Origin of the sequence: Cronobacter universalis NCTC 9529, from assembly GCF_001277175.1 — a bacterium.
Lineage (GTDB): Bacteria > Pseudomonadota > Gammaproteobacteria > Enterobacterales > Enterobacteriaceae > Cronobacter > Cronobacter universalis.
Window position 1 is genome coordinate 4,123,187 of record NZ_CP012257.1, and the last position, 20,717, is coordinate 4,143,903.

A 20,717-nucleotide genomic window follows, 5' to 3' on the forward strand; every position below is an offset into this window, starting at 1 on the left:
GCTGCATGCTGTCAGCATCGAAACATTTTGCATCAGAAAAGCCCCCGCCCGCCGATTTGCACCCGCCATCCTGTAGCGCTATGGTTAGCCTCTTTTTAAAAGAATGCGACAGACAGACCGCTATGACGTTTTCACTTTTCGGCGACAAATTTACCCGACATGCAGGCATTACGCGCCTCATGGAGGATCTCAACGACGGATTACGCACCCCCGGCGCTATCATGCTGGGCGGCGGAAACCCGGCGCAAATCCCGGCGATGAACCACTATTTCCAGGAGCTGCTGGCCTCGATGCTCGAAAGCGGCAAAGTGACTGATGCGCTTTGCAATTATGATGGCCCGCGCGGAAAAAGTGAGCTGCTGGTAGCCCTGGCGGGGATGTTGCGAAAAGCGTTTGGCTGGGATGTCGAACCACAGAATATTGCACTAACAAACGGCAGTCAGAGCGCATTTTTCTACTTGTTTAACCTGTTTGCCGGCCGCCAGGCGGACGGGACATCGAAAAAAGTGCTGTTCCCGCTGGCCCCCGAATACATCGGCTATGCGGATTCCGGGCTGGAGGAAGACTTGTTCGTCTCCGCGCGTCCGAACATCGAACTGCTGCCTGAAGGCCAGTTTAAATATCACGTCGATTTCGAGCATCTGCATATCGGCCCGGAAACCGGCATGATCTGCGTATCGCGCCCGACCAACCCCACCGGCAACGTGATCACTGACGACGAGCTGATTAAGCTCGACGCGCTCGCCAATCAGCACAACATTCCGCTGGTGATTGATAACGCCTACGGTCTGCCATTCCCGGGCATTATCTTCAGCGAGGCGCGCCCGCTCTGGAACCCGAATATTATCCTTTGCATGAGCCTTTCCAAGCTCGGCCTGCCGGGCAGCCGCTGCGGCATTATCATCGGCAATGAAAAAGTGATTTCGGCTATCAGCAACATGAACGGGATCATCAGCCTGGCGCCGGGCGGCATCGGGCCCGCGATGGCCTGTGAGATGATTAAGCGCAACGATCTGCTGCGTCTGTCTCAGGAGGTGATCAAGCCTTTCTACCAGCAGCGCGTTCAGGAGACGATCGCCATCATTCGCCGTTATCTGTCGCCGGAACGCTGCCTTATTCATAAACCAGAAGGCGCGATTTTCCTGTGGCTGTGGTTTAAAGATTTGCCGATCACCACCGAGCTGCTCTACCAGCGCCTGAAAAAGCGCGGCGTACTGATGGTGCCGGGCGATTTCTTCTTCCCGGGGCTCGATAAGCCGTGGCCGCACACGCATCAGTGCATGCGCATGAACTATGTGCCGGAGCCGCAGAAAATCGAGGCGGGCGTAAAAATTCTGGCGGAAGAGATTGAGCGCGCCTGGCAGGAAGCGGGCCAGTAACGTCTTACCGACAGATAAAACGCCGCCTGCGGGCGGCGTTTTTGTTCCTCAGAGCGTGATGATAAGCGCTCGCGCATCGCGCTCCGGCGTCACCAGAACTCCCCATTCGCTGCCCGCGCTGCTGCCGCCGTCAACGCTTGCCACCTGCTGAATGTTGCGCAGGCAGAGTGTCCAGCCGGTCGCGTGACCGCGCCCTTCGACCGTCAACCGCTTGCCCTCGCGCTTCACGCACAGCGTAAATACCGTCTCGCCATTCGCGGCAGGCACCTCGCAGCGCGCTTCAGCGCCGTCCGCCAGGTTAAACAGCTGGAACGCTGTGCCCTCATGCCACGCGTAGTCGGGCTTCCGATCGTTATTACCCAGCGCCAGCAGCGTATTGCCGCGCACATAAACCGGGAGGCTCAGAAAATCGTGACGCTGCTTATACCAGCGGCCGCCGTCCAGCTCATCGTTATGCCACAGATGCGTCCAGCGCCCTGGCGGCAGATAAAACGCCACGTCGCCCGCCTCGCTGAAAACCGGCGCGACCAGCACGCTGTCGCCGAGCATATACTGGCGGTCAAGATAGTCGCAGGCCGGATCGTCCGGAAACTCCAGCATCATGGCGCGCATGACTGGCGTGCCGCGCTCGTGCGCTAACGCCGACTGCCGATACAGATAAGGCATCAGGCGGCATTTCAGCTGTGTAAAGTGGCGCACCACATCGCAGGCTTCGTCGTCATACGCCCACGGCACGCGGTACGATTTGCTGCCATGCAGGCGGCTGTGGCTGGAGAGCAGCCCAAACGCGCACCAGCGTTTATAGACATGCGCGGGCGCGGTGTTTTCAAAACCGCCGATGTCGTGGCTCCAGAAGCCAAAGCCGGAAAGACCGATGGAAAGGCCGCCGCGCAGGCTTTCCGCCATCGATTCATAGTTGGCGTAACAGTCGCCGCCCCAGTGCACCGGGAACTGCTGCGCGCCGACGGACGCCGAGCGGGCAAACAGCACCGCCTCTTCCTCGCCCACAGTCTCTTTCAGCACGTTCCAGACCAGCGCGTTATAAATGAACGCATAGTGGTTGTGCATTTTTTGCGGATCAGCACCGTTATGCCACACCACATCGGTGGGAATGCGCTCGCCGAAATCGGTTTTGAAGCAGTCGACGCCCATCCCGACCAGCCGTTTCAGATGGCCTGCATACCAGGCACACGCCGCCGGGTTGGTGAAATCGACGATTCCCTGCCCAGGCTGCCACTTATCCCACTGCCACACGGCGCCATTCGGTCGCTTCAGCAAGTAGCCCTTCTCCATGCCTTCGCGGAACAGCGGCGATTTCTGGCCGATGTAAGGGTTAATCCAGACGCAGATCTTCAGGCCGCGCGCCTTCAGGCGTTTAAGCATGCCTTCAGGGTCCGGGAAGGTCGCAGGATCCCACTCGAAATCGCACCACTGGAAGGCTTTCATCCAGAAGCAGTCGAAGTGAAAGACATGCAGCGGCAGTTCACGCTCCGCCATGCCGTCGATAAACCGGTTCACGGTCTCTTCGTCATAGTTAGTGGTAAACGAGGTGGTGAGCCACAGCCCGAACGACCAGGCGGGCGGCAGCGCCGGACGCCCCGTAAAGCGGGTATAACGGTCCAGCACCGCTTTTGGCGTCGGGCCATCGATAACGAAATATTCCAGATATTCACCCGCCACGCTGAACTGTACTTTCGACACTTTCTCCGAGGCGACTTCAAAAGAGACGCACTCCGGGTGATTCACCAGCACGCCATAGCCGCGGTTGGTCAGATAAAAAGGAATATTTTTATAGGCCTGCTCCGTGCTGGTGCCGCCGTCGCGGTTCCAGGTCTCCACCGTCTGGCCGTTTTTCACCAGTGCGGTAAACCGCTCGCCGAGTCCATAAACCGTTTCGCCGACGCCGAGATCCAGCCGCTCGAACATGTAGCTGCCGCCGGTGTTGTTATTCTGCACATAGCCGTTGTTTTTCAACTGGCTGCCGGTAATACGCTCGCCGTCGCGCAGAAAATCGAGCGCCCAGTTTTCGCCTTTGGTAACCCGCACGCTGAGCGCGCCGCTTTTCAGCTCGGCGTAGCGCTCCGTGTCGCGCAGCTCAACCTGAACATGCGCTTCTGTATTGAGCGGATAATGCGGGCCGTGGTTCGGCGCGCCCTGAAAATGTTCGATACGCACGCCGATGATTCCCTCCTGCGGCGAGAAAAAACGCAGGGTGAAAAGCGGAATATCGAGCTGTCCGGCGCGTTCGCGCACGTCGCGCGGCGCCGCATAAACCACCATTTCGCTGTTACGCTGCTCAACATCGAATACCTGAACGGGATGCAGCAGGTTTAAACCTGGCTGGATCAGCCAGTTTCCGTCACTGATTTTCATGGCTTACCCCTTAGACTTCTGGAATGTTTCACTGACCGGCAGCGTTTCAAATTCACGCTGGTTATGGCGCGCGCTTTTCGCCAGCTCCGCCAGAATGTTTTTCAAAAACGGCGTTTTCAGCGTGTAGTAACGCTTCGCGATAATGGCGCTCAACACGTAGCAGAGGCCCGGCGCCAGCGTGAACAGTGAAATAATGATGGTGAGCGTGGCGCCGTTCTGAGTTTTCGCGGCGGCGTCATACCCACCGCCTGCCAGCATCCAGCCGATCAGCGCGCCGCCCAGCGCCAGACCGAGCTTCAGCACAAACAGCGTGCCCGCGAAGCTAATCCCGGTGAGACGTTTACCGTTGCGCCATTCGCCGTAATCGACCGTATCGGACATCATGACCCACTGAATGGGCGTCACCAGCTGGTGCAGCACGCCGATGACGAAGATAAAAATGAACATAACGACGGTGGCGCTCATCGGCACGAAGAACATCGCGACGCTCAGCACGGCCAGCGCGGCGTTGGTCCACCAGAAGACGCTGACTTTGCATTTCCAGTCCGTCAGCGGTTTGGCAAGCGCGCTGCCAAAGAGATTGCCGACGCAGTAAAGCCCGAGGAACCAGGAGAACAGCGCGGCGTCGCCCATAATCCAGGTGACGTAATACATCATCGCCCCGCCACGCACGCAGACGGCGAGGATGTTGAGAATGGTTAGCACGCCTACGACGCGCCACTGGTCGTTTTGCAGGATGTCGCGCAGATCTTCGCGCATGGTGGAAGTGTTCGGCGGCGCCTCGACGCGTTCTTTCGTCGTGAAGAAGCAAAACGCGAGCATCAGACACGCTACAACGGCCAGCACGGCAATCCCCGCCTGAAAGCCAAACGCCTTATCCTCGCCGCCGAAAAAATTCACCAGCGGCATCATCAGTACCGTGGAGAGCATGCCGCCCGCTGTGGCCAGCACAAAGCGCCAGGATTGCAGCGAAATTCGCTGCTGCGGATCGCTGGTAATCACCCCGCCCAGCGCGCAGTAAGGAATATTCACCACCGTATACATCAGCGTGAGCAGCGTATAGGTGACGGCGGCATAAATCATTTTGCCGCTAAGGCTGAGCTCCGGCGTGCTGTAGGCGAACACGCACACCACACCGAATGGCAACGCGCCAAAGAGCACCCACGGACGAAATTTGCCCCAGCGGCTGCGGGTGCGGTCGGCGATAAGCCCCATCGCCGGGTCAGAGATGGCGTCGAGCGCGCGGGCCAGCAGAAACATCGTGCCGACAAACCCTGCGGGGATGCCAAAGATATCGGTATAAAAAAACATCATGTAAAGCATGACGTTATCAAAGACGATATGGCTTGCGGCGTCTCCCATGCCGTAGCCAATCTTCTCCTTCACGGAAAGCGCTTGCTCACTCATTCGGTGGTCCTCCGGCGATACGCGAAATTTCACTTAAGTTTTTTAGCGCCGTTCGGAACCGCCAGATATTCTGTTTTCTGGTTATTTATTTATGATTCTTGATTTCTGTGATCGCGATAACCTGCTGATGCAACGAATGAATAATTCTTGTGGCCCGTAACAACGGAAAAACACTTAAGCAAAACCGTACAACGGGGGTTTGAGGGGCGAAAAAAGAGTGTGACGGGGGTATTGGTAAGCGTCTGAAACGCGCCTATAATGCGCCGGCCTCCATGTAGCAATGCAGGCGCGGAAGATCGTCGTCTCCGGTGAGGCGGCTGGACTTCAAATCCAGTTGGGGCCGCCAGCGGTCCCGGGCAGGTTCGACTCCTGTGATCTTCCGCCAAAGTTCTTCCCCCCCATCCGAGAACGTCTAAAAAATCTTTTATTTTTAATAGCAATACCAAATTAATCATCCGTGACAGTCCGACAACTTCTCCCTGAATCCATGAAAAATATGTATATTGATGTGTATAGATTTTTTATACACATTTTTGACTTATATACATGGCACTTACAGACATACAAATCAACCGAGCAAAGCCCCAAGACAAGCCCTAAACATTGAACGATGGTCAAGTCCTGTCATTACTCATCAATTCAGACGGCTCAAAGGGCTGGCGCTTCCGTTTCCGCTTTGCCGGAAAAGCGCGGTTGATATCATTTGGCAGCTACGCAAAAGCCCGTGAGAAGCGCGAGATAGCTTGTAAACAAGTTGCTAATGGCACTGATCCAGTTGAAGAACGTAAAGCCCAGAAAGTGGCACAACAGCTCTCCACTGAAAACTCCTTTGAAGCCATTTGTCGAGAATGGCATGCAAACAAAGCCGATCGCTGGACACTTGCATACCGTGACGAAATCATTAAGACTTTCGAGCAAGATGTTTTCCCTTTTATCGGCAAACGCCCTATGGTGAGATCAAACCTTTGGAGTTGCTTGAGGTATTACGGCGGATAGAGAAACGTGGTGCGCTTGAGAAAACCAGAAAAGTGCGCCAAAGATGCGGCGAGCTCTATCGCTATGCGATCATTACTGGCCGCGCTGAATACAATCCAGCACCTGATTTAGCTATAGCTCTGGCCGTACCTAAGCAAAAACACCACTCTTTTCTATCTGCCGAAGTGCTGCCTCATTTCATTCGTGATTTGGAAGCATACACCGGCAGCATCATCACCAAAAATGCAACTAAGATAGTTATGCTTACTGGCGTTCGAACTCAGGAAATGCGCTTTGCTAAATGGGACGAAGTAGACCTTAATAACGGTATCTGGGAAATCCCTGCAGAAAGGATGAAAATGCGCAGGCCGCATGTCGTACCTTTATCAAATCAAGTGATAGAACTCTTTAAGCAGCTTAAATCTATTACCGGCCATTATCCCTATATTTTTATTGGGCGAAATAATCGTAGCAAGCCAATCTCGAAGGAGAGCGTGTCACAAGTGATTGAGTTACTTGGCTACAAAGGGCGTGTGACCTGCCCCCAGGATTAGATACAACCTTCAGTTAGTAATGTCAGTTGGTTTTTCTTCAAATTTCCCGTTTCGCCAGCCCGCTGCAAATTCAGCCGGCGTGAGGTAATTCAGCGATGAATGTGGTCGACACTCGTTATAATCCTGCCGCCAGTCATTAATTATTTCCCGGGCATGTAGAATATCGCTGAACCAGTGCTCATTCAGGCATTCATCCCGAAAGCGGCCATTGAAACTCTCAATAAATCCGTTTTGCGTTGGCTTGCCCGGCTGGATTAAGCGCAACTCAACACCATGTTCAAAGGCCCATTGATCGAGCGCGCGGCAGGTGAACTCCGGGCCCTGATCGGTTCTTATCGTTGCAGGATAGCCACGAAACAGCGCAATGCTGTCCAGAATACGTGTCACCTGAACGCCTGTAATCCCGAATGCCGTGGTGATCGTCAGACACTCCTTCGTGAAATCATCCACGCAGGTCAGGCACTTCATCCTGCGGCCGCTGGCAAGTGCATCCATGACAAAATCCATCGACCATGTCAGGTTCGGCGCATCCGGGCGAAGAAGCGGAAGCCGCTCAGTCGCCAGTCCCTTGCGGCGTCGCCTGCGTTTTACACTCAGGCCGTTGAGATGATAGATGCGGTATACCCGCTTGTGGTTGACGTGAAGGCCCTCCCGACGCAGTAGCTGCCAGATGCGCCGGTAACCAAAGCGGCGGCGCTCAAGTGCCAGCTCTGTGATGCGTAGAGACAGCTGCGCGTCAGCAGCCGGACGCTGAGCCGGGTAACGGCAGGTCGACAGGGACAAACCTGCCAGCCTGCAGGCACGACGTTGCGACAGACTTGCGGCCTCACACATGACTTCCACGGCTTCCCGCTTCTGGTCTGTCGTCAGAACTTTCGGCCAAGAGCTACCTGAAGCGCCTCCTTATCCAGCATGGCTTCAGCGAGCAGCTTCTTGAGGCGGGCGTTCTCCTCTTCAAGCGACTTGAGCCGCTTCACTTCGGGAACTTCCATGCCACCAAACTTCTTGCGCCAGGTGTAAAAGGTAGCGTCTGAAATAGCATGCTTACGGCAGAGTTCCCGGGCTGAAACCCCGGCTTCGGCCTCGCGGAGAATACTGATGATCTGTTCGTCGGAAAAACGCTTCTTCATGGGGATGTCCTCATGTGGCTTATGAAGACATTACTAACATCGCGGTGTGTTAATCAACGGGGAGCAGGTCAGCGCAGCTGAAATAATTAACGCCATAACCGTTGTGGAGCTGACAAAAAACAATCTCTCTAAAAGAGCGATCTGACTTTCAATTTCTGTAAACCTTTCCGCGGAAGAATAATGGCTTACAAGATACCAGGCCAGGTACCCAGAATAATATCCAACATCAGAAAAAATCATGATAACCAGAAAACAAAAATAATAAACGCTTCCTTTAATGAGTTTATACCATGACCAGATTTTCATTAGTCTGATGATTAAACCCCACAAGAAAATATTAAAGAAAAGCAATGAAACCATTACAAACAGCGGCGATAGTCCACCACCATAGGTTCCTGTTTCCATAAAAATCATATCTACCGGGGGGATAATAACCAGTATTAGCAATAGCAATCCTTTTCTTAAAGTAGTTCTAATCTCGGGCAACATACGGCTTCCTTGCTCAACGCTGTGATAACTATAAGCTGCGGCCTGTCAATATATCTGAATTTCAAAAGAACCTTGGCAACACTTTACTTAATATGATTATATTATCATAATTCATTCTTCTTTCTTATTGCACTCAGGAATCGAGAAAATATAAAGGCTGCTACTCCTGACATTACCGCATTGCCAATAAAAAAAATCATGCCCATGATAAAATCCCGTATCGCTATAGTTTGCCCTTCTACCTGAGGTTCAACATGAGTATGGCTCAGATTAAAATCATTCATAAACAATATATGCTCAACAACATCTTTCAAATGTATCACCGTGTCAGACATCGTAAAAATAACAAAACCCACCTGCCAGGACATAATAAAAGTAACGCCCCAATAAGAATTGACAGGTAAATGCAGCCTTCTTAATAAATAAATATAAAAAAAACACCAAAATAAATCCAGCCACAGCGGAATCTACGAATGCAATTAAAACCAAATCACTGAAAGTTCGGGAGTAGTCAGTATAAGCATAATCGCTAAAGCTTAAGTGAAACACAGCCATCAATGCTATAATAACAAAGCCAAGCGGGGCCAGAAGAACAGGAATTAATTTACCGAGGCAATTTTGCATAAGGCATCCCCATTACAGTTAATTCACCATAAGCTTTTAAAGCTTCGCATGTCGTATAGAGCTTCGTTGTATTCAGAAGTGCGTGCCGCAAGCGATAAAAATCCGCTTCGTTATAAAAAGTAACACAGCCATCAGAGACGCCTGTTCCATCAGGGCGAAGGGGATGCATCCTGAATCCGCCTCTTGTAATACCATTTATAACAAGTGAATCGTCCAGCGTGGCGTCTTGTGGGTATAAAGCAAACCATTCCCAATATTTATTCCCTGTCCTTACCCATTTATCTATTGTCTTTACTCTACTATATAACCCACCCCAACTTCTTTGCACAATTAAATACTTCCCCAATGGAATAGGCCCGTTACGTCTTCCAGAAAATTCAAGCACATTTTTATAACTGCCAAGCCCAGAAAACACAGGAAAAACGCCGACACCAGCGCAACGCAATAAGAGTTTGCCGTCTGCGGTTTTCTCATTGTAGTTAAGTTCACAATTGATCATCGCACTATCCTAAGCATACATCTGGCTGTTCCAGGCATCCGTGTATTGAATATTCCCGTTCAGGTATTTCCAGGTTATTTTGTTGTATATCAGCCCTACGGACTCCACCGGCGTGGAAAGCAACCCCTCCGGGTGTTTAAAGTTTTGCATATTGGGATGGATACCAGTAATTCTTACATCTTCCAGTATCATCTGGAAAAACTCTTCTTCCATACCCGCATGGTTAATTCGATACCAGCGAATGATAGCTCGCTGTAGTTTTTCACTGGTAGCGACTGCGCGATAAAGATAAGGAGAGGATTTATCGAATTCCTTTTCTATGTTCATCAGATTATGAACGCGTGTTGCTGTTAGTTTGCCGGTATTTCCGTCGAAAGGTACAGACAAACCATGACCAAAGCTCTGAACCTCTATACTCCCCTCGCGGCCCGCCACCCCTGAGCCACCACAAATTAACGCGCCCGAGGCGTCATAAAGCCATAAATGTGCCGGGACAGCCATAATGATCTCCTTTATTAAATCATATCGATGACATCACGCTTTTTCATTGCTTCATTGAATAGATCTCGACAGCAATAAAGGTTATTTACCGTCATACGACATAAGAAGTAAAAAGGAGTTGGAATTTAATTAACTTATTTTTGATGAAGATTAAAAAATGCAGCAGGCATTCATGGTTTTAATATCAACAAGAAATCAATAAATTGCCATAATTAATGACTCGTTTCATCCTTTCAAATAATCCCCCAACAGCCGGGATAAATGCGTCTGGAATTGCCCGGTATAGTCGTGCGGAATAAACCCTTCGAGAAACGATTTCGTCGGCCCGGTAATGACGCCCAGCGCCATATGGGCGGTGAATACCGGGTCGGGAAAGGTTTTATCCGGCGCGGTAACAAGCGTTTGCGCTATATCATTCACCATTCGCTGGTACATCACGCCCATCAGGCGCGCGCCGTCGCGCTCTGCCGCCACGCCATACAGCGCTTTTGATTCATCAGGATTGGCTAATTTCAGGCTCAGAAAAGCCTGCACCATCGCACAGGCCATTTCCCCGACGGGTTTGCCGCGCACGGAAATACACGCGGCTTCGAGCGCGTCGGCGATTTTGGTTAAGTGTAATTCCAGCACGCCGGAAAGCAGCGCGTCGCGATTAGGGTAATACTGATAAAGACTCCCGACCGACATTCCGGCGCGGCTGGCGACGCGTGTGGTGGTACAGCGGCTGAGTCCTTCGGTCACTAAAACCTGAATGGTCGCCGTATGAAGCGCCTCCACCGTCGCCACGGAACGGCGCTGGATCGGGGCTTTACGCGGGCTGAGCGGTGCTGCGGTCGTCTTCATGGAATGCGAATTCTTAAACTGAAGGATGCTTCATATACTAATACTTCCTTCACATCGATACAGCAAGCAGGTCGTCATGAACAATATTGAAAAAAGCGGTACGTATAAACTCGGCAGCCGTGAAGTCAGACGGTTTGGATATGGCGCGATGCAGCTCGCAGGCCCCGGCGTATTTGGACCGCCGAAAGATAAAAACGCGGCCCTCAGCGTATTACGCGCGGCCGTTGAGGCGGGCGTTAATCATATTGATACCAGCGATTTTTACGGGCCGCACATTACGAATCAACTGATTTGCGAAGCGTTATATCCCTACCGCGACGACCTGACGATTGTGACTAAAGTCGGCGCGACACGTGGCAATGATGCCTCGTGGAACCCGGCATATTCGGCTGACGAATTAACCCAGGCCGTGCACGATAATTTGCGCAACCTGAAGCTCGACGCGCTGGATGTCGTCAATTTTCGCGTGATGTTTGATGTCCACGGCCCGGCGGAAGGATCTATCGAAGCGCCGCTCATAGCGCTGGTGAAATTAAAAGAACAAGGGCTGATTAAACATATCGGCTTAAGTAACGTCACGCAGAAACAGGTTGCGCAAGCGCGGCAGATAACGCCAATAAGCTGCGTGCAAAATATGTATAACATCGTTCACCGTGACGATGAGGCGTTAATTGATGAACTGGCCGCCGCCGGGATTGCCTATGTACCGTTTTTCCCGTTAGGCGGATTCTCACCGTTACAGTCTTCAACGCTTGAGACTATCGCAACGCAATTATCAGCAACGCCGATGCAGGTGGCGCTCGCCTGGCTGTTAAACCGCTCCGAGAATATTTTATTAATTCCGGGTACGTCGTCAGTCGCGCATTTCCATGAAAACAGCAAGGCCACGGAATTAACGCTCTCTCAGGAAACCCTCGACGCGTTAAATAAACTGGCCGCGTAAGCGCGAAACGCCGTCAGATTTTACGCATTTCGCCAATGTGTTCGTAAAATCTGTACGGCGCTATTTTTTATCGTGTTCAGCCGCCGCTAAATCCGCCGGCACGTCAATGTCCTGCACGATGCCTGCGTCGTTTAGCGCAAGCGTTAATACGTCTGCGCGCGCCCTTGCCGCCTGCACAATCGATTTTGCGCCCTCATCGCCAGAAAGCGCGACAAGCGCGTCGAAATACTCACGCCGGAAGCCGACCGGGTGACCATGACGCTGCTGGTAGTACGGCACCACCACGGGCTTTTCATTCAGCGCCTGCGCCACCCGTTGCAGCGACGCGGCCGTTATGAGCGGCAGATCGCCCGGCAGGATCAGCCAGCCTGCGGCGTCTGGTGTGGCTTTCACACCAAGCGCGATGGACTCGCCCATGCCGTCAGTGCCCCCTTCCGGCCTGACCAGATGCCACGGCAGGCCAGACGCCCGCGCCGCCGCCAGTACGTGTTGCAGCACCGGCTTGCCCGCCAGCAGCGCCTCCAGCTTGTGCGTCGTTCCGCCGCCCGCGCGAAAGCGCTCGCCCTTTCCGGCGGCGAGAATAATGATGACCGGCTGTGCTTCGGGCATCAGCCTGCGGCCTCATGGTTGAGTCGCGCCGCCGCAACATCAGCAAGAATCGACAGCGCCAGCGACTGCGCGTCGCGGGCTTTCGGGAAGATCCCGATCGGCGCTTTAATGCGGGCGATATCCCGCTCGCTAAAGCCCCGCTCGCGCAGCGCCGCGGTGCGTGCGGCATGGGTGCGCTGGCTGCCGAGCGCGCCGATGTAAAACGACGCGTCAGAAAGTGCCGCGTCAAGCACCGGCAGTTCGCGATCAAGATCGTGAAAAAGCACGATCACGGCGGTATCGGCGTCAATCTGCGCACAGGCAGTCTGCGGATTGATGCCGTCATTCACCAGCACGTCGTAACCTGCCGCCCGCGCGATAGTGGCGGTGGCCTCGGCCTCCACGGAGCGGCCGAAAATAATGACCTGCGTGCAGGGCGTGTAGCGCACGTCAAAGACGTCGTCGCGCCAGCCGGTCTTTTGTACCGGGAGCACGCTTTGCAGCGTCTGCGTGGAAGGGTGATAACGCAGCCCTGCCGCTTTGCGCTGTGAAAGGGCGTTCAGCACCGCCAGCAGCGGCGTCGCCTCACGTAGCGGGTGAATCGCGAGCGTAATGCCGCCGCCGCACGGCAGCACAATATCGAAATAGGGCGAGCCTTCGCCATATTTCACCAGGCGATCTTTACCGCAGGCGATCGCCTCCAGCGCCTCGAATGCGGCGGCGGCCTCCACGCAGCCGCCGGAGACAAAGCCGCAATACGCGCCGTCGTCGCGCACGGCCATCTGCGCGCCGAGCGCGCGTGACGAGCCGCCGCGGATCTCCACCAGCGTCACCAGCGCCACGGCCATGCCGGCGCGCAGCGCCTGCGCCGCAAAGCGCAAAATCGCGGTGCTGTCGTCGGTCAGAAACGCCGCCTCAGGCCGCGCCTGTTCTGTCAGCAGGGGTTGTTGCAGCACCTTTTCTTATCCTTTTATCAAACTGCGATGCGGTTCGGCTGGCGACGCGCGGCCGCCAGCCGTCACGTCCTTATGCAATCTCTGGCAGCCCTTCCAGCAGCTTATCCAGCGTGAGGGGGTAGTCGCGCACGCGCACGCCGGTGGCGTTGTAAATCGCGTTCGCGATGGCGGCGCTGACGCCGCACAGGCCGAGCTCGCCCACGCCTTTGGCTTTCATCGGCGACGACACCGGGTCGGTGTCTTCCAGGAAAATCACCTCCTGCGTCGGGATATCGGCGTGAACCGGCACCTCATAGAGCGCCATGTCGTGATTAACGAAAAAGCCGCGCCGCGTATCGACGAACAGTTCTTCCATCAGCGCCCCGCCAAGCCCCATCGTCATCGCGCCGATGACCTGGCTGCGCGCGGTTTTCGGGTTGAGAATGCGCCCGGCGGCGCAGACCGCCAGCATCCGGCGCACGCGCACTTCGCCTGTGTTCGCCTCGACGGCCACCTCCACAAAATGCCCGGCGAAGGTCGACTGCTGGAACTGTTTATCGAGATCGCCATATTCCATGGTGTCTTCAACCGTCAGCATGCCGTCAGCGGCGGCATCGGCGAGCGCCGCGATGCGCCCGTCGCCCTGCACATTGCCATCGAAGAATTCGGCGCGGTTCGGGTCAAACCCGAGCTTATTGGCTACCGCTTCGCGCAGTTTGACGCACGCCGCGTACACGCCCGCCGTGGAGCTGTTCGCGCCCCACTGCCCGCCCGAGCCGGAAGAGATGGGGTAATCGGAATCGCCCAGCCGCACGGTCACGCGCTCCAGCGGCACGCCCATCATTTCGGCGGCGGTTTGCGCGATGATGGTATAGCTGCCGGTGCCGATATCCGTCATGTCCGTTTCCACGGTGATATGGCCCTGCGCGTCCAGATGTACGCGCGCGCCCGACCTGGTCACCAGGTTATTACGAAAACCCGCCGCCATACCGAGCCCAATCAGCCAGTCGCCTTCGCGCACCTGCGCCGGTTGCGGGTTGCGCTGATGCCAGCCGAAGTGCGCCGCCCCGGTACGAAGACACTCCACCAGCTGACGGCGCGAGAAAAAGCGCTCCGGGTGCGCCGGGTCAACTTGCGTGTCGTTGATGATGCGAAACTCCACGGGATCGATGCCGAGTTTTTCGGCCATTTCATCCATCGCGATCTCCAGCACCATCATGCCCGGCGCTTCGCCAGGCGCGCGCATGGAGTTGCCCTCGGGCAGATCCAGCTCCGCCAGACGCAGTCCGGTGTGACGGTTCGCGCCCGCGTAGAGCAGCTCCGTCTGGTTGGTCGCCGTCTCCGTCGGGCCGCCCGGCAGGTTGCCGGACCAGCTTTCATGGGCGATGGCCGTGATGCGCCCGTCATTGTGCGCGCCGATGCGCACCCGCTGGATCGTGGCCGGGCGGTGCGTGGTGTTATTGGGAATAAAGGGGCGCGGCAGCATCACTTTCACAGGGCGTTGCGTTGCGCGTGCGCCGAGCGCCGCCAGCACCGCGTCGCTGCGCAAAAAGAGTTTGCTGCCAAAGCCGCCGCCGATAAACGGCGAACGCACGCGGATATTTTCAAGGGGAATACCGAGCGTTTTGGCGAGATCGCCGCGCCACCAGTTAATCATCTGGCTCGACGTCCAGAGCGTGAGTTTATCGCCCTCCCACGCGGCCATGGACGCGTGCGGTTCCATCGCCATATGGCTTTGATCGGGCGTGGTGTACGTGGCATCGAGCTGCACGGCGGCGCTTTCAAAAGCGCTATTAAAATCGCCAACAGTTTTATCGGGCGTATCCTCCGGCGGCGTGGTCACCGACGGTTTTTGCTTTGCCAGATCGTAATGACCCGGCGCTTCTTCATACTCCACCGTAATCAGCCCGGCGGCCGCGCGAGCCTGTTCGAACGTTTCCGCCACCACCAGCGCGATAGCCTGGTGATAATGCTCGATTTCCGGGCCGCCCAGCAGTGTTGCCGCGTTCATGTCGCCCTTACCCGGCAGGGCGGCGTTCTCCGCCGTCACCACGGCCAGCACGCCGGGCGCCTGTTGCGCCGCCTGGATATCCATCGCGACGATGCGCCCTTTGGCGATGGCCGATCCCACCACATGGCCATAGGCGGCGTTCGGCGCTTCATCGTGCCACTCATAGGCGTAAGTGGCCTGGCCTGAGGTTTTTAGCGGGCCGTCGATACGATCGCGCGGCCGTCCGACCACTTTCTGCTGGTCGATCGGGTTCTCTGTTGCCGGTTTTTCAAATTTCATCAGCCTGCCCTCGCTTGCGTCAGTACCGAGGCGATGGTGCGTTTCGCCAGCACCAGCTTGAATGCGTTTTCCGCGGTCGGCTGCGCGACGGCGAACAGCGCGTCATACACCGCCTGCGCGCCGTGCGGCACCTGCGCATCCGCGGCATCAAGCCGCCAGGGTTTATGCGCCACGCCGCCCACCGCCACGCGTCCGGTGCCGTCCGGCTGCACAATCGCGGCCACCGACACCAGCGCGAACGCGTAAGAGGCGCGGTCGCGCACTTTGCGGTAAATGTGCGTTCCGCCCGCGGGCGGCGGCAGGGTGACGGCCGTGATGAATTCGCCAGGCTCAAGCGCCGTTTCCAGATGCGGCGTATCGCCAGGCGCTCGGTAAAATTCCGCGACCGGAATGCGGCGCGCCTGGCCGTTCGGGTTGATGGTTTCCACCACCGCGTCCAGCAGGCGCATGGCGACCGCCATATCGCTCGGGTGCGTGGCGATACAGGCGTCGCTCGCGCCCACCACGGCTAACTGGCGGCTGTATCCCTGCATGGCGGCGCAGCCGCTGCCGGGCTTACGTTTATTGCATGGCTGGTTGGTGTCGTAGAAATAGGGGCAGCGGGTGCGCTGCAAGAGATTCCCGGCGGTCGTCGCCCGGTTGCGTAACTGCCCGGACGCCCCGGCCAGCAGCGCGCGCGAAAGCACGGCGTAGTCGCGGCGCACGCGTTCATCTGCCGCCAGATCGGTGTTGCGCACCAGCGCGCCGATCCGCAGCCCGCCCTCTTCCGTGGGCTCAATCGTATCCAGCGCGAGATCGTTGACGTCAATCAGATGCACCGGCGTTTCTATCTCCAGTTTCATCAGATCGAGCAGGTTGGTGCCGCCCGCGATGAATTTTGCGCCCGGCGTGCGCTGCGCGCTGGCCGCCGCCTCTGCGGGCGTCGCGGCGCGTTCGTAAGTGAAAGCTTTCATGAGGCGCCACTCCCGGCGACATCTTCGATCGCGGCAAGAATATTGGCGTACGCGCCGCAGCGGCAGATATTGCCGCTCATGCGCTCACGAATTTCATCGGCGGTCATTTCCGGGGGGGAGACTAAATCATGCGTCACATGGCTTGGAATGCCCGCTTCGATTTCCTTGAGCATCGCGACCGAGGAGCAGATCTGCCCCGGCGTGCAGTAGCCGCACTGAAAGCCGTCATGCTCCACAAACGCCGCCTGCATCGGGTGCAGGTTCTCCGGCGTTCCCAGCCCCTCAATGGTGGTGACGTCGGCATCCTGGTGCATCACCGCCAGCGTCAGGCACGAGTTCACGCGCCGTCCGTCGATGATGACCGTACACGCGCCGCACTGGCCGTGATCGCAGCCTTTCTTAGTGCCCGTCAGCGCCAGATGTTCGCGCAGCGCGTCCAGCAGCGTGGTGCGGGTGTCGACCTCCAGCTGCCGGGTTTCGCCATTCACCGTCAGCCTCAGCGGGACATATTGCGGCGGCGGGCCGCCTGCCTCGCGCAGATGCCCGTGGTGTGTTTCATCGCCGTGGTTGCTCATGCCAGGCCTCCAGTATTGTCAAAGTGAAAAGAGTGTGGCCGCTACGATGCCGCGCGGCTTTTTTTATAACGGAGAGTTAATAATAGACGGCGCTGACGCGCTGGCAGGCGCCGCTAAAAAATTGCCGCCCGCCGCCGATACCTCTGGTATCGTGAATTCCCCCGAAGCCGCCTGAACCTGACGCTATGATTTCCATCTGCATGATCGTGAAAAACGAGGCAAAGCATCTTGCCGATACGCTCGCCTCCGTCGCCGCGCATTTCGACGATATTGTGATTGTCGATACCGGCTCGCAGGACGACACCAGAGCCGTCGCGCAACGCTTTACCGACAAGGTGTATGACTTCGCGTGGGTGGACGATTTCGCGGCGGCGCGCAACGCCTCGCTGGAGTACGCTCGTCACGAATGGGTGCTGGTTATTGATGCCGATGAATCCATAACGGCGGTAGATATTCCGGCGCTACAGGCGCTTATCCATGCGCACCCGGAGGGCGTCGGGCGCGTGGAGCGGATTAACTATATTGACGAAGGCGACGGCGTAACCACCCTGCGCGAGCGCGTGTCGCGCCTGTTTCCGAAGGCGCGTTATCATTACCAGGGCGTGATCCATGAGCAGGTGACGCCGCGTGAGGGCCACGCGCCTGGCGACATGTTCCCGGTTCCCGTGACGCTCGATCACGTCGGCTACAAAAACGCGGTGTTGCAGGAGACGGATAAAATTACCCGCAATATCCGCCTGCTGGAACGGGCGTTGCAGACGCAGCCGGACGATCCGTATCTCTGGTTTCAGCTTGGCAAAAGCCATTTTCTCAAACGCGGCTACGGACAAGCGTCAGAGGCGTTTCGCAAAGCGCTGAGTTATGAACCGAACGTGGCGCTGGAGTATGTCGAAGAGCTGGTCGAAACGCTGGGCTATGCGCTGATCAATCAGGGCGATTACGCGGCGGCCATGAGCATTCTTGATTACGAACGCTGGTATACCTCCGCCGATTTCATGTTTCTTAAGGCGCTGATTTTGATGAACAACGGCCAGCTACAGGCGGCGGTAGACACCTTCTTACACTGCACCCGCATGCCGCAGAGCAGCAAAGCGGGCGTGACCAGCTTTAAGGCCTGGTACAACATCGGGGTGATCCTGGAAATCTCGGGCATGACGGCGGATGCGCAGGCCTGTTATACGCAGTGCGGCGACTACCCACCCGCGCAGGCAGGCCTGACTCGGCTGAACGCCTGACGCACGCCTTTACCTTTTCCGGCTGCCGGTCATTTTCAGGGCTTCGACCACCAGCGAAAAGGCAGGAGATGGCTGTTTTCTGCTGGGATAATAGAGGTAATAGCCAGGAAATGGCGCGCACCATGATTCCAGCACGCGCACCAGGCTTCCGTCTTTAAAGCGATCGTCAAATTCCCCTTCTGGCAGGAACGCGATGCCGAGTCCGTCCAGCGCGGCGTGAACGATATGCGCCGCCGTATTGAAAATAAGCTGGCCCTCAACCCGCACATTCACCGGCCCATCCTGCCCATCAAATTCCCAGACATACAGCCCGCCTCCGCTGGTCATACGCAGATTAATGCAGTTGTGAGCCACCAAATCGTGCGGCGTTTCCGGCACCGGATGCGCCGCGAAGTAATCCGGCGAAGCGGCGGCAGCCATCCGCATCGGCGGGCTGATCGGTACGGCAATCATGTCTTTATCGATCGTACCGCCAAGCCGCACGCCTGCATCAAAGCGATCCGCGACGATATTGCGAAACCCATGGTTGGCATCAAATTCCATCTGAATATCCGGGTAATCGCGTAAGATCGGCGTCAGTTTTGGTAGTAAGAGCGCATGCAGAACGTGCGGATCGCAGGTAATACGCACCTTACCCGCAGGCTTATCACGCAGTGCGCTCAGCATGTCGAGTTCTGCTTCGATTTCATCAAAACGGTTGCCGATCGCCTCCAGCAGACGCTCGCCTGCGGCCGTGAGCGAAATGCTGCGCGTCGTGCGCGTCAGCAGGCGCAGCTTTAGCCGGTTTTCCAGCCCGGCAATCGCCTGGCTTAGCGCCGACTGCGTCACGCCAAGCTGCGCCGCAGCGCGGGTAAAACTGCCCTCGCGCGCAACGGTCACAAAAGAAAACAGATCGTTCAGGTTACGTTTCATCGCCCGTCTTCTCGCTTCAATTTATTAGTAAACCTAATAACAGTGTTTAGTATTCATTAGCTAGTCACCCTGACACACCCGTGTAAAACTTTCATCAACAATCCGTTCTGCTCTCGCGGCGCAGGTTTACGCACCGCCGCTTTTTACGGAGCCAGAAACGCCGAACGCCCGTTCCGGCTCGTTTCCCGGCTCCCGAGAACACCAGGGTTTTCAGCCATGTGCCGCATTTTTGCGGCGCCTGTGCTGGCGTGCGCGCTATGCAGCGCGTCGGACCACCCTCTATCACGCTACAGGGCCTGTTGAAGATGACAACGACGACACATGATGACACCCACCCGCGCGCATACTGGAGCGGCGTGCTGGCAATGACGCTCTGCGCCTTTGCGCTGGTAGCCTCGGAATTTATGCCGGTGAGCCTGTTGACGCCGGTATCACAGGATTTAGGCATCAGCGAAGGACTGGCGGGCCAGGGCATCGCGATTTCCGGCGCGCTGGCGGTACTGACCAGCCTGTTTCTGTCACAGCTCGCAGGCACTCTCAATCGCAAGACCTTGCTGCTGGGACTGACGCTGCTGATGGCGCTGTCCGGCGTCATCATCGCGCTCGCGCCCGATTACCTCGCTTATATGGCGGGCCGCGCGCTGATTGGCGTGGCGATCGGCGGGTTCTGGTCGCTCAGCACGGCAACGGCGATTCGGCTGGTGCCGCGTCAGCAGGTGCCACGCGCGCTGGCGATTTTCAACGGCGGCAATGCGCTGGCCACGGTTATCGCCGCCCCGCTCGGCAGCTGGCTCGGCGCGGTGATCGGCTGGCGCGGCGCGTTCTTCTGCCTCGCACCGATCGCGCTGTTCGCCTTTATCTGGCAATGGCGAAGCCTGCCTGCGATGCCTGCGCAGGGGCACAACGGTCGCGCTGGCGGCGCGCTGCGCCAGCCGCTGGTGATCGCGGGCATGGCGGCCAGCGGGATTTTCTTCATGGGTCAGTTCGCGCTCTTTACCTATGTGCGTCCGTTTCTGGAAACCGTCACCCGCGTCAGTGTCCCTACGCTGTCGCTCATTCTGCTTGGCATTGGCACCGCCGGGTTTACCGGCACGCTGCTGATTAGTGGCGCGCTGCGCTCAGGCTTCTACCGGACGCTTATTGCCATCCCTTTTTTAATGGCGGCAATCGCCGTCGCGCTGACCGTAGTGGGCCACAGCGTATCGCTGGTCGCGGCACTGCTGTGCGGCTGGGGGCTTATCGCCACCGCCGCGCCCGTGGGCTGGTGGACATGGGTCGCCCGGACGCTGCCCGATAACGCCGAGGCGGGCGGCGGCCTGATGGTGGCAGTCGTTCAGCTTTCCATCGCGCTCGGCTCCACGCTCGGCGGGTTCGCTTTTGACCACAGCGGCTGGCGCAGCACGTTCTTTCTGAGCGCCGGGCTGTTACTGCTGGCAGCCCTGCTGGCAACCATCACGTCAAAGCAGGATCCACATTCTGACATCTGAGCCGCAAGCCGGCCGAACATTAAGG

18 protein-coding genes, 1 tRNA gene and 1 pseudogene are annotated in these 20,717 nt (G+C 56.7%); 6 read left to right on the plus strand and 14 right to left on the minus strand.

Annotated features, from left to right (window positions below):
* Positions 1 to 122: 122 nt before the first annotated feature.
* Positions 123 to 1,379 carry a valine--pyruvate transaminase gene (gene avtA, locus AFK65_RS19030; RefSeq protein ID WP_007703144.1) on the plus strand — a complete coding sequence of 419 codons (1,257 nt, stop codon included), beginning with the start codon at positions 123 to 125 and terminating at the stop codon, positions 1,377 to 1,379.
* Positions 1,380 to 1,427: 48 nt separating this feature from the next.
* On the opposite strand, the gene yicI is transcribed toward avtA, so the two are convergent.
* The gene (gene yicI, locus AFK65_RS19035) at positions 1,428 to 3,752 is read right to left on the minus strand and encodes an alpha-xylosidase (RefSeq protein ID WP_038858637.1); all 2,325 of its coding nucleotides are present in this window, start codon (positions 3,750 to 3,752) and stop codon (positions 1,428 to 1,430) included.
* A gap of 3 nt (positions 3,753 to 3,755) precedes the next feature.
* Positions 3,756 to 5,159 carry a glycoside-pentoside-hexuronide family transporter gene (locus AFK65_RS19040; RefSeq protein WP_007703148.1) on the minus strand — a complete coding sequence of 468 codons (1,404 nt, stop codon included), beginning with the start codon at positions 5,157 to 5,159 and terminating at the stop codon, positions 3,756 to 3,758.
* 290 nt (positions 5,160 to 5,449) lie between these two features.
* Between AFK65_RS19040 and AFK65_RS19045 the strand changes: the two genes are divergently transcribed.
* Together AFK65_RS19045 and AFK65_RS22300 are read left to right on the plus strand one after the other, a co-directional pair.
* Positions 5,450 to 5,544: transfer RNA gene (locus tag AFK65_RS19045), tRNA-Sec, on the plus strand.
* A 271-nt stretch (positions 5,545 to 5,815) separates the two neighbouring features.
* A pseudogene (locus AFK65_RS22300) lies at positions 5,816 to 6,685 on the plus strand (tyrosine-type recombinase/integrase); the annotation flags it as partial.
* Between the two features lie 12 nt (positions 6,686 to 6,697).
* On the opposite strand, the gene AFK65_RS19055 reads toward AFK65_RS22300, so the two are convergent.
* The 6 genes from AFK65_RS19055 to AFK65_RS19080 all read right to left on the minus strand — a co-directional run bounded on the left by AFK65_RS19055 (position 6,698) and on the right by AFK65_RS19080 (position 10,774).
* Positions 6,698 to 7,818 (minus strand): IS3 family transposase gene (locus tag AFK65_RS19055; protein WP_115185090.1). Its coding sequence is split into 2 segments (ribosomal slippage): positions 6,698 to 7,560 and positions 7,560 to 7,818, totalling 1,122 coding nucleotides; the frame shifts between segments, so codons are not numbered across the junction.
* Positions 7,819 to 7,851: 33 nt separating this feature from the next.
* Positions 7,852 to 8,307 (minus strand): hypothetical protein, encoded by a 456-nt coding sequence (locus tag AFK65_RS19065; RefSeq protein WP_050555876.1) that lies wholly within the window; start codon positions 8,305 to 8,307, stop codon positions 7,852 to 7,854.
* A 104-nt stretch (positions 8,308 to 8,411) separates the two neighbouring features.
* The gene (locus tag AFK65_RS22305; protein WP_236612745.1) at positions 8,412 to 8,675 is read right to left on the minus strand and encodes a hypothetical protein; all 264 of its coding nucleotides are present in this window, start codon (positions 8,673 to 8,675) and stop codon (positions 8,412 to 8,414) included.
* Between the two features lie 236 nt (positions 8,676 to 8,911).
* A complete protein-coding gene (locus AFK65_RS21425) occupies positions 8,912 to 9,430 on the minus strand; it encodes a DUF2778 domain-containing protein (protein ID WP_071602574.1) in 519 nt (172 codons plus the stop codon).
* 9 nt (positions 9,431 to 9,439) lie between these two features.
* Positions 9,440 to 9,931 (minus strand): Hcp family type VI secretion system effector, encoded by a 492-nt coding sequence (locus tag AFK65_RS19075; protein WP_032805036.1) that lies wholly within the window; start codon positions 9,929 to 9,931, stop codon positions 9,440 to 9,442.
* Between the two features lie 225 nt (positions 9,932 to 10,156).
* Positions 10,157 to 10,774 carry a TetR/AcrR family transcriptional regulator gene (locus AFK65_RS19080; protein ID WP_007703155.1) on the minus strand — a complete coding sequence of 206 codons (618 nt, stop codon included), beginning with the start codon at positions 10,772 to 10,774 and terminating at the stop codon, positions 10,157 to 10,159.
* Positions 10,775 to 10,850: 76 nt separating this feature from the next.
* Here AFK65_RS19080 and AFK65_RS19085 point away from each other — a divergent pair, with 76 nt between their 5' ends.
* A complete protein-coding gene (locus AFK65_RS19085; protein ID WP_038858624.1) occupies positions 10,851 to 11,717 on the plus strand; it encodes an aldo/keto reductase family oxidoreductase in 867 nt (288 codons plus the stop codon).
* A gap of 60 nt (positions 11,718 to 11,777) precedes the next feature.
* Here AFK65_RS19085 and AFK65_RS19090 read toward each other — a convergent pair whose 3' ends face one another.
* The 5 genes from AFK65_RS19090 to paoA form a co-directional block, all read right to left on the minus strand.
* Positions 11,778 to 12,326 carry a nucleotidyltransferase family protein gene (locus AFK65_RS19090; protein ID WP_007703159.1) on the minus strand — a complete coding sequence of 183 codons (549 nt, stop codon included), beginning with the start codon at positions 12,324 to 12,326 and terminating at the stop codon, positions 11,778 to 11,780.
* Positions 12,326 to 13,261, minus strand: a complete 936-nt coding sequence (locus AFK65_RS19095; protein WP_038858622.1) for an XdhC family protein — start codon at positions 13,259 to 13,261, stop codon at positions 12,326 to 12,328. Before AFK65_RS19095 ends, AFK65_RS19090 begins: the two co-directional genes overlap by 1 nt.
* Positions 13,262 to 13,331: 70 nt before the next feature.
* Complete coding sequence (gene paoC, locus AFK65_RS19100) at positions 13,332 to 15,530, minus strand: aldehyde oxidoreductase molybdenum-binding subunit PaoC (RefSeq protein ID WP_007703165.1); 2,199 nt, start codon at positions 15,528 to 15,530, stop codon at positions 13,332 to 13,334.
* Positions 15,530 to 16,483: an FAD binding domain-containing protein gene (locus tag AFK65_RS19105; protein ID WP_038858621.1), complete on the minus strand. Its 954-nt coding sequence runs from the start codon at positions 16,481 to 16,483 to the stop codon at positions 15,530 to 15,532. Before AFK65_RS19105 ends, paoC begins: the two co-directional genes overlap by 1 nt.
* A complete protein-coding gene (gene paoA / locus AFK65_RS19110) occupies positions 16,480 to 17,058 on the minus strand; it encodes an aldehyde dehydrogenase iron-sulfur subunit PaoA (protein WP_007703171.1) in 579 nt (192 codons plus the stop codon). Before paoA ends, AFK65_RS19105 begins: the two co-directional genes overlap by 4 nt.
* Positions 17,059 to 17,243: 185 nt before the next feature.
* On the opposite strand from paoA, the gene AFK65_RS19115 reads away from it, so the two are divergent.
* Positions 17,244 to 18,293, plus strand: coding sequence for a glycosyltransferase family 2 protein (locus tag AFK65_RS19115; protein WP_007703174.1), 1,050 nt, complete (start codon positions 17,244 to 17,246; stop codon positions 18,291 to 18,293).
* Positions 18,294 to 18,302: 9 nt separating this feature from the next.
* Here the strand turns inward: AFK65_RS19115 and AFK65_RS19120 are convergent, their stop codons facing one another.
* Entirely contained in the window at positions 18,303 to 19,205 is a 903-nt protein-coding gene (locus AFK65_RS19120) for a LysR family transcriptional regulator (RefSeq protein WP_038858619.1), read from the minus strand.
* 218 nt (positions 19,206 to 19,423) lie between these two features.
* Between AFK65_RS19120 and AFK65_RS19125 the strand changes: the two genes are divergently transcribed.
* Entirely contained in the window at positions 19,424 to 20,692 is a 1,269-nt protein-coding gene (locus tag AFK65_RS19125) for an MFS transporter (RefSeq protein WP_007703176.1), read from the plus strand.
* Positions 20,693 to 20,717 lie beyond the last annotated feature (25 nt).

Bases quoted from the DNA above. Each gene is read 5' to 3' on its own strand.
- AFK65_RS19105 (WP_038858621.1), bottom strand. From the start codon at position 16,483: ATGAAAGCTTTCACTTACGAACGCGCCGCGACGCCCGCAGAGGCGGCG.
- AFK65_RS19085 (WP_038858624.1), top strand. From the start codon at position 10,851: ATGAACAATATTGAAAAAAGCGGTACGTATAAACTCGGCAGCCGTGAA.
- paoA (WP_007703171.1), bottom strand. From the start codon at position 17,058: ATGAGCAACCACGGCGATGAAACACACCACGGGCATCTGCGCGAGGCA.
- paoC (WP_007703165.1), bottom strand. From the start codon at position 15,530: ATGAAATTTGAAAAACCGGCAACAGAGAACCCGATCGACCAGCAGAAA.
- yicI (WP_038858637.1), bottom strand. From the start codon at position 3,752: ATGAAAATCAGTGACGGAAACTGGCTGATCCAGCCAGGTTTAAACCTG.
- AFK65_RS19075 (WP_032805036.1), bottom strand. From the start codon at position 9,931: ATGGCTGTCCCGGCACATTTATGGCTTTATGACGCCTCGGGCGCGTTA.
- AFK65_RS19120 (WP_038858619.1), bottom strand. From the start codon at position 19,205: ATGAAACGTAACCTGAACGATCTGTTTTCTTTTGTGACCGTTGCGCGC.
- AFK65_RS21425 (WP_071602574.1), bottom strand. From the start codon at position 9,430: ATGATCAATTGTGAACTTAACTACAATGAGAAAACCGCAGACGGCAAA.
- AFK65_RS19115 (WP_007703174.1), top strand. From the start codon at position 17,244: ATGATTTCCATCTGCATGATCGTGAAAAACGAGGCAAAGCATCTTGCC.
- AFK65_RS22305 (WP_236612745.1), bottom strand. From the start codon at position 8,675: ATGTCCTGGCAGGTGGGTTTTGTTATTTTTACGATGTCTGACACGGTG.
- AFK65_RS19080 (WP_007703155.1), bottom strand. From the start codon at position 10,774: ATGAAGACGACCGCAGCACCGCTCAGCCCGCGTAAAGCCCCGATCCAG.
- avtA (WP_007703144.1), top strand. From the start codon at position 123: ATGACGTTTTCACTTTTCGGCGACAAATTTACCCGACATGCAGGCATT.
- AFK65_RS19065 (WP_050555876.1), bottom strand. From the start codon at position 8,307: ATGTTGCCCGAGATTAGAACTACTTTAAGAAAAGGATTGCTATTGCTA.
- AFK65_RS19040 (WP_007703148.1), bottom strand. From the start codon at position 5,159: ATGAGTGAGCAAGCGCTTTCCGTGAAGGAGAAGATTGGCTACGGCATG.
- AFK65_RS19090 (WP_007703159.1), bottom strand. From the start codon at position 12,326: ATGCCCGAAGCACAGCCGGTCATCATTATTCTCGCCGCCGGAAAGGGC.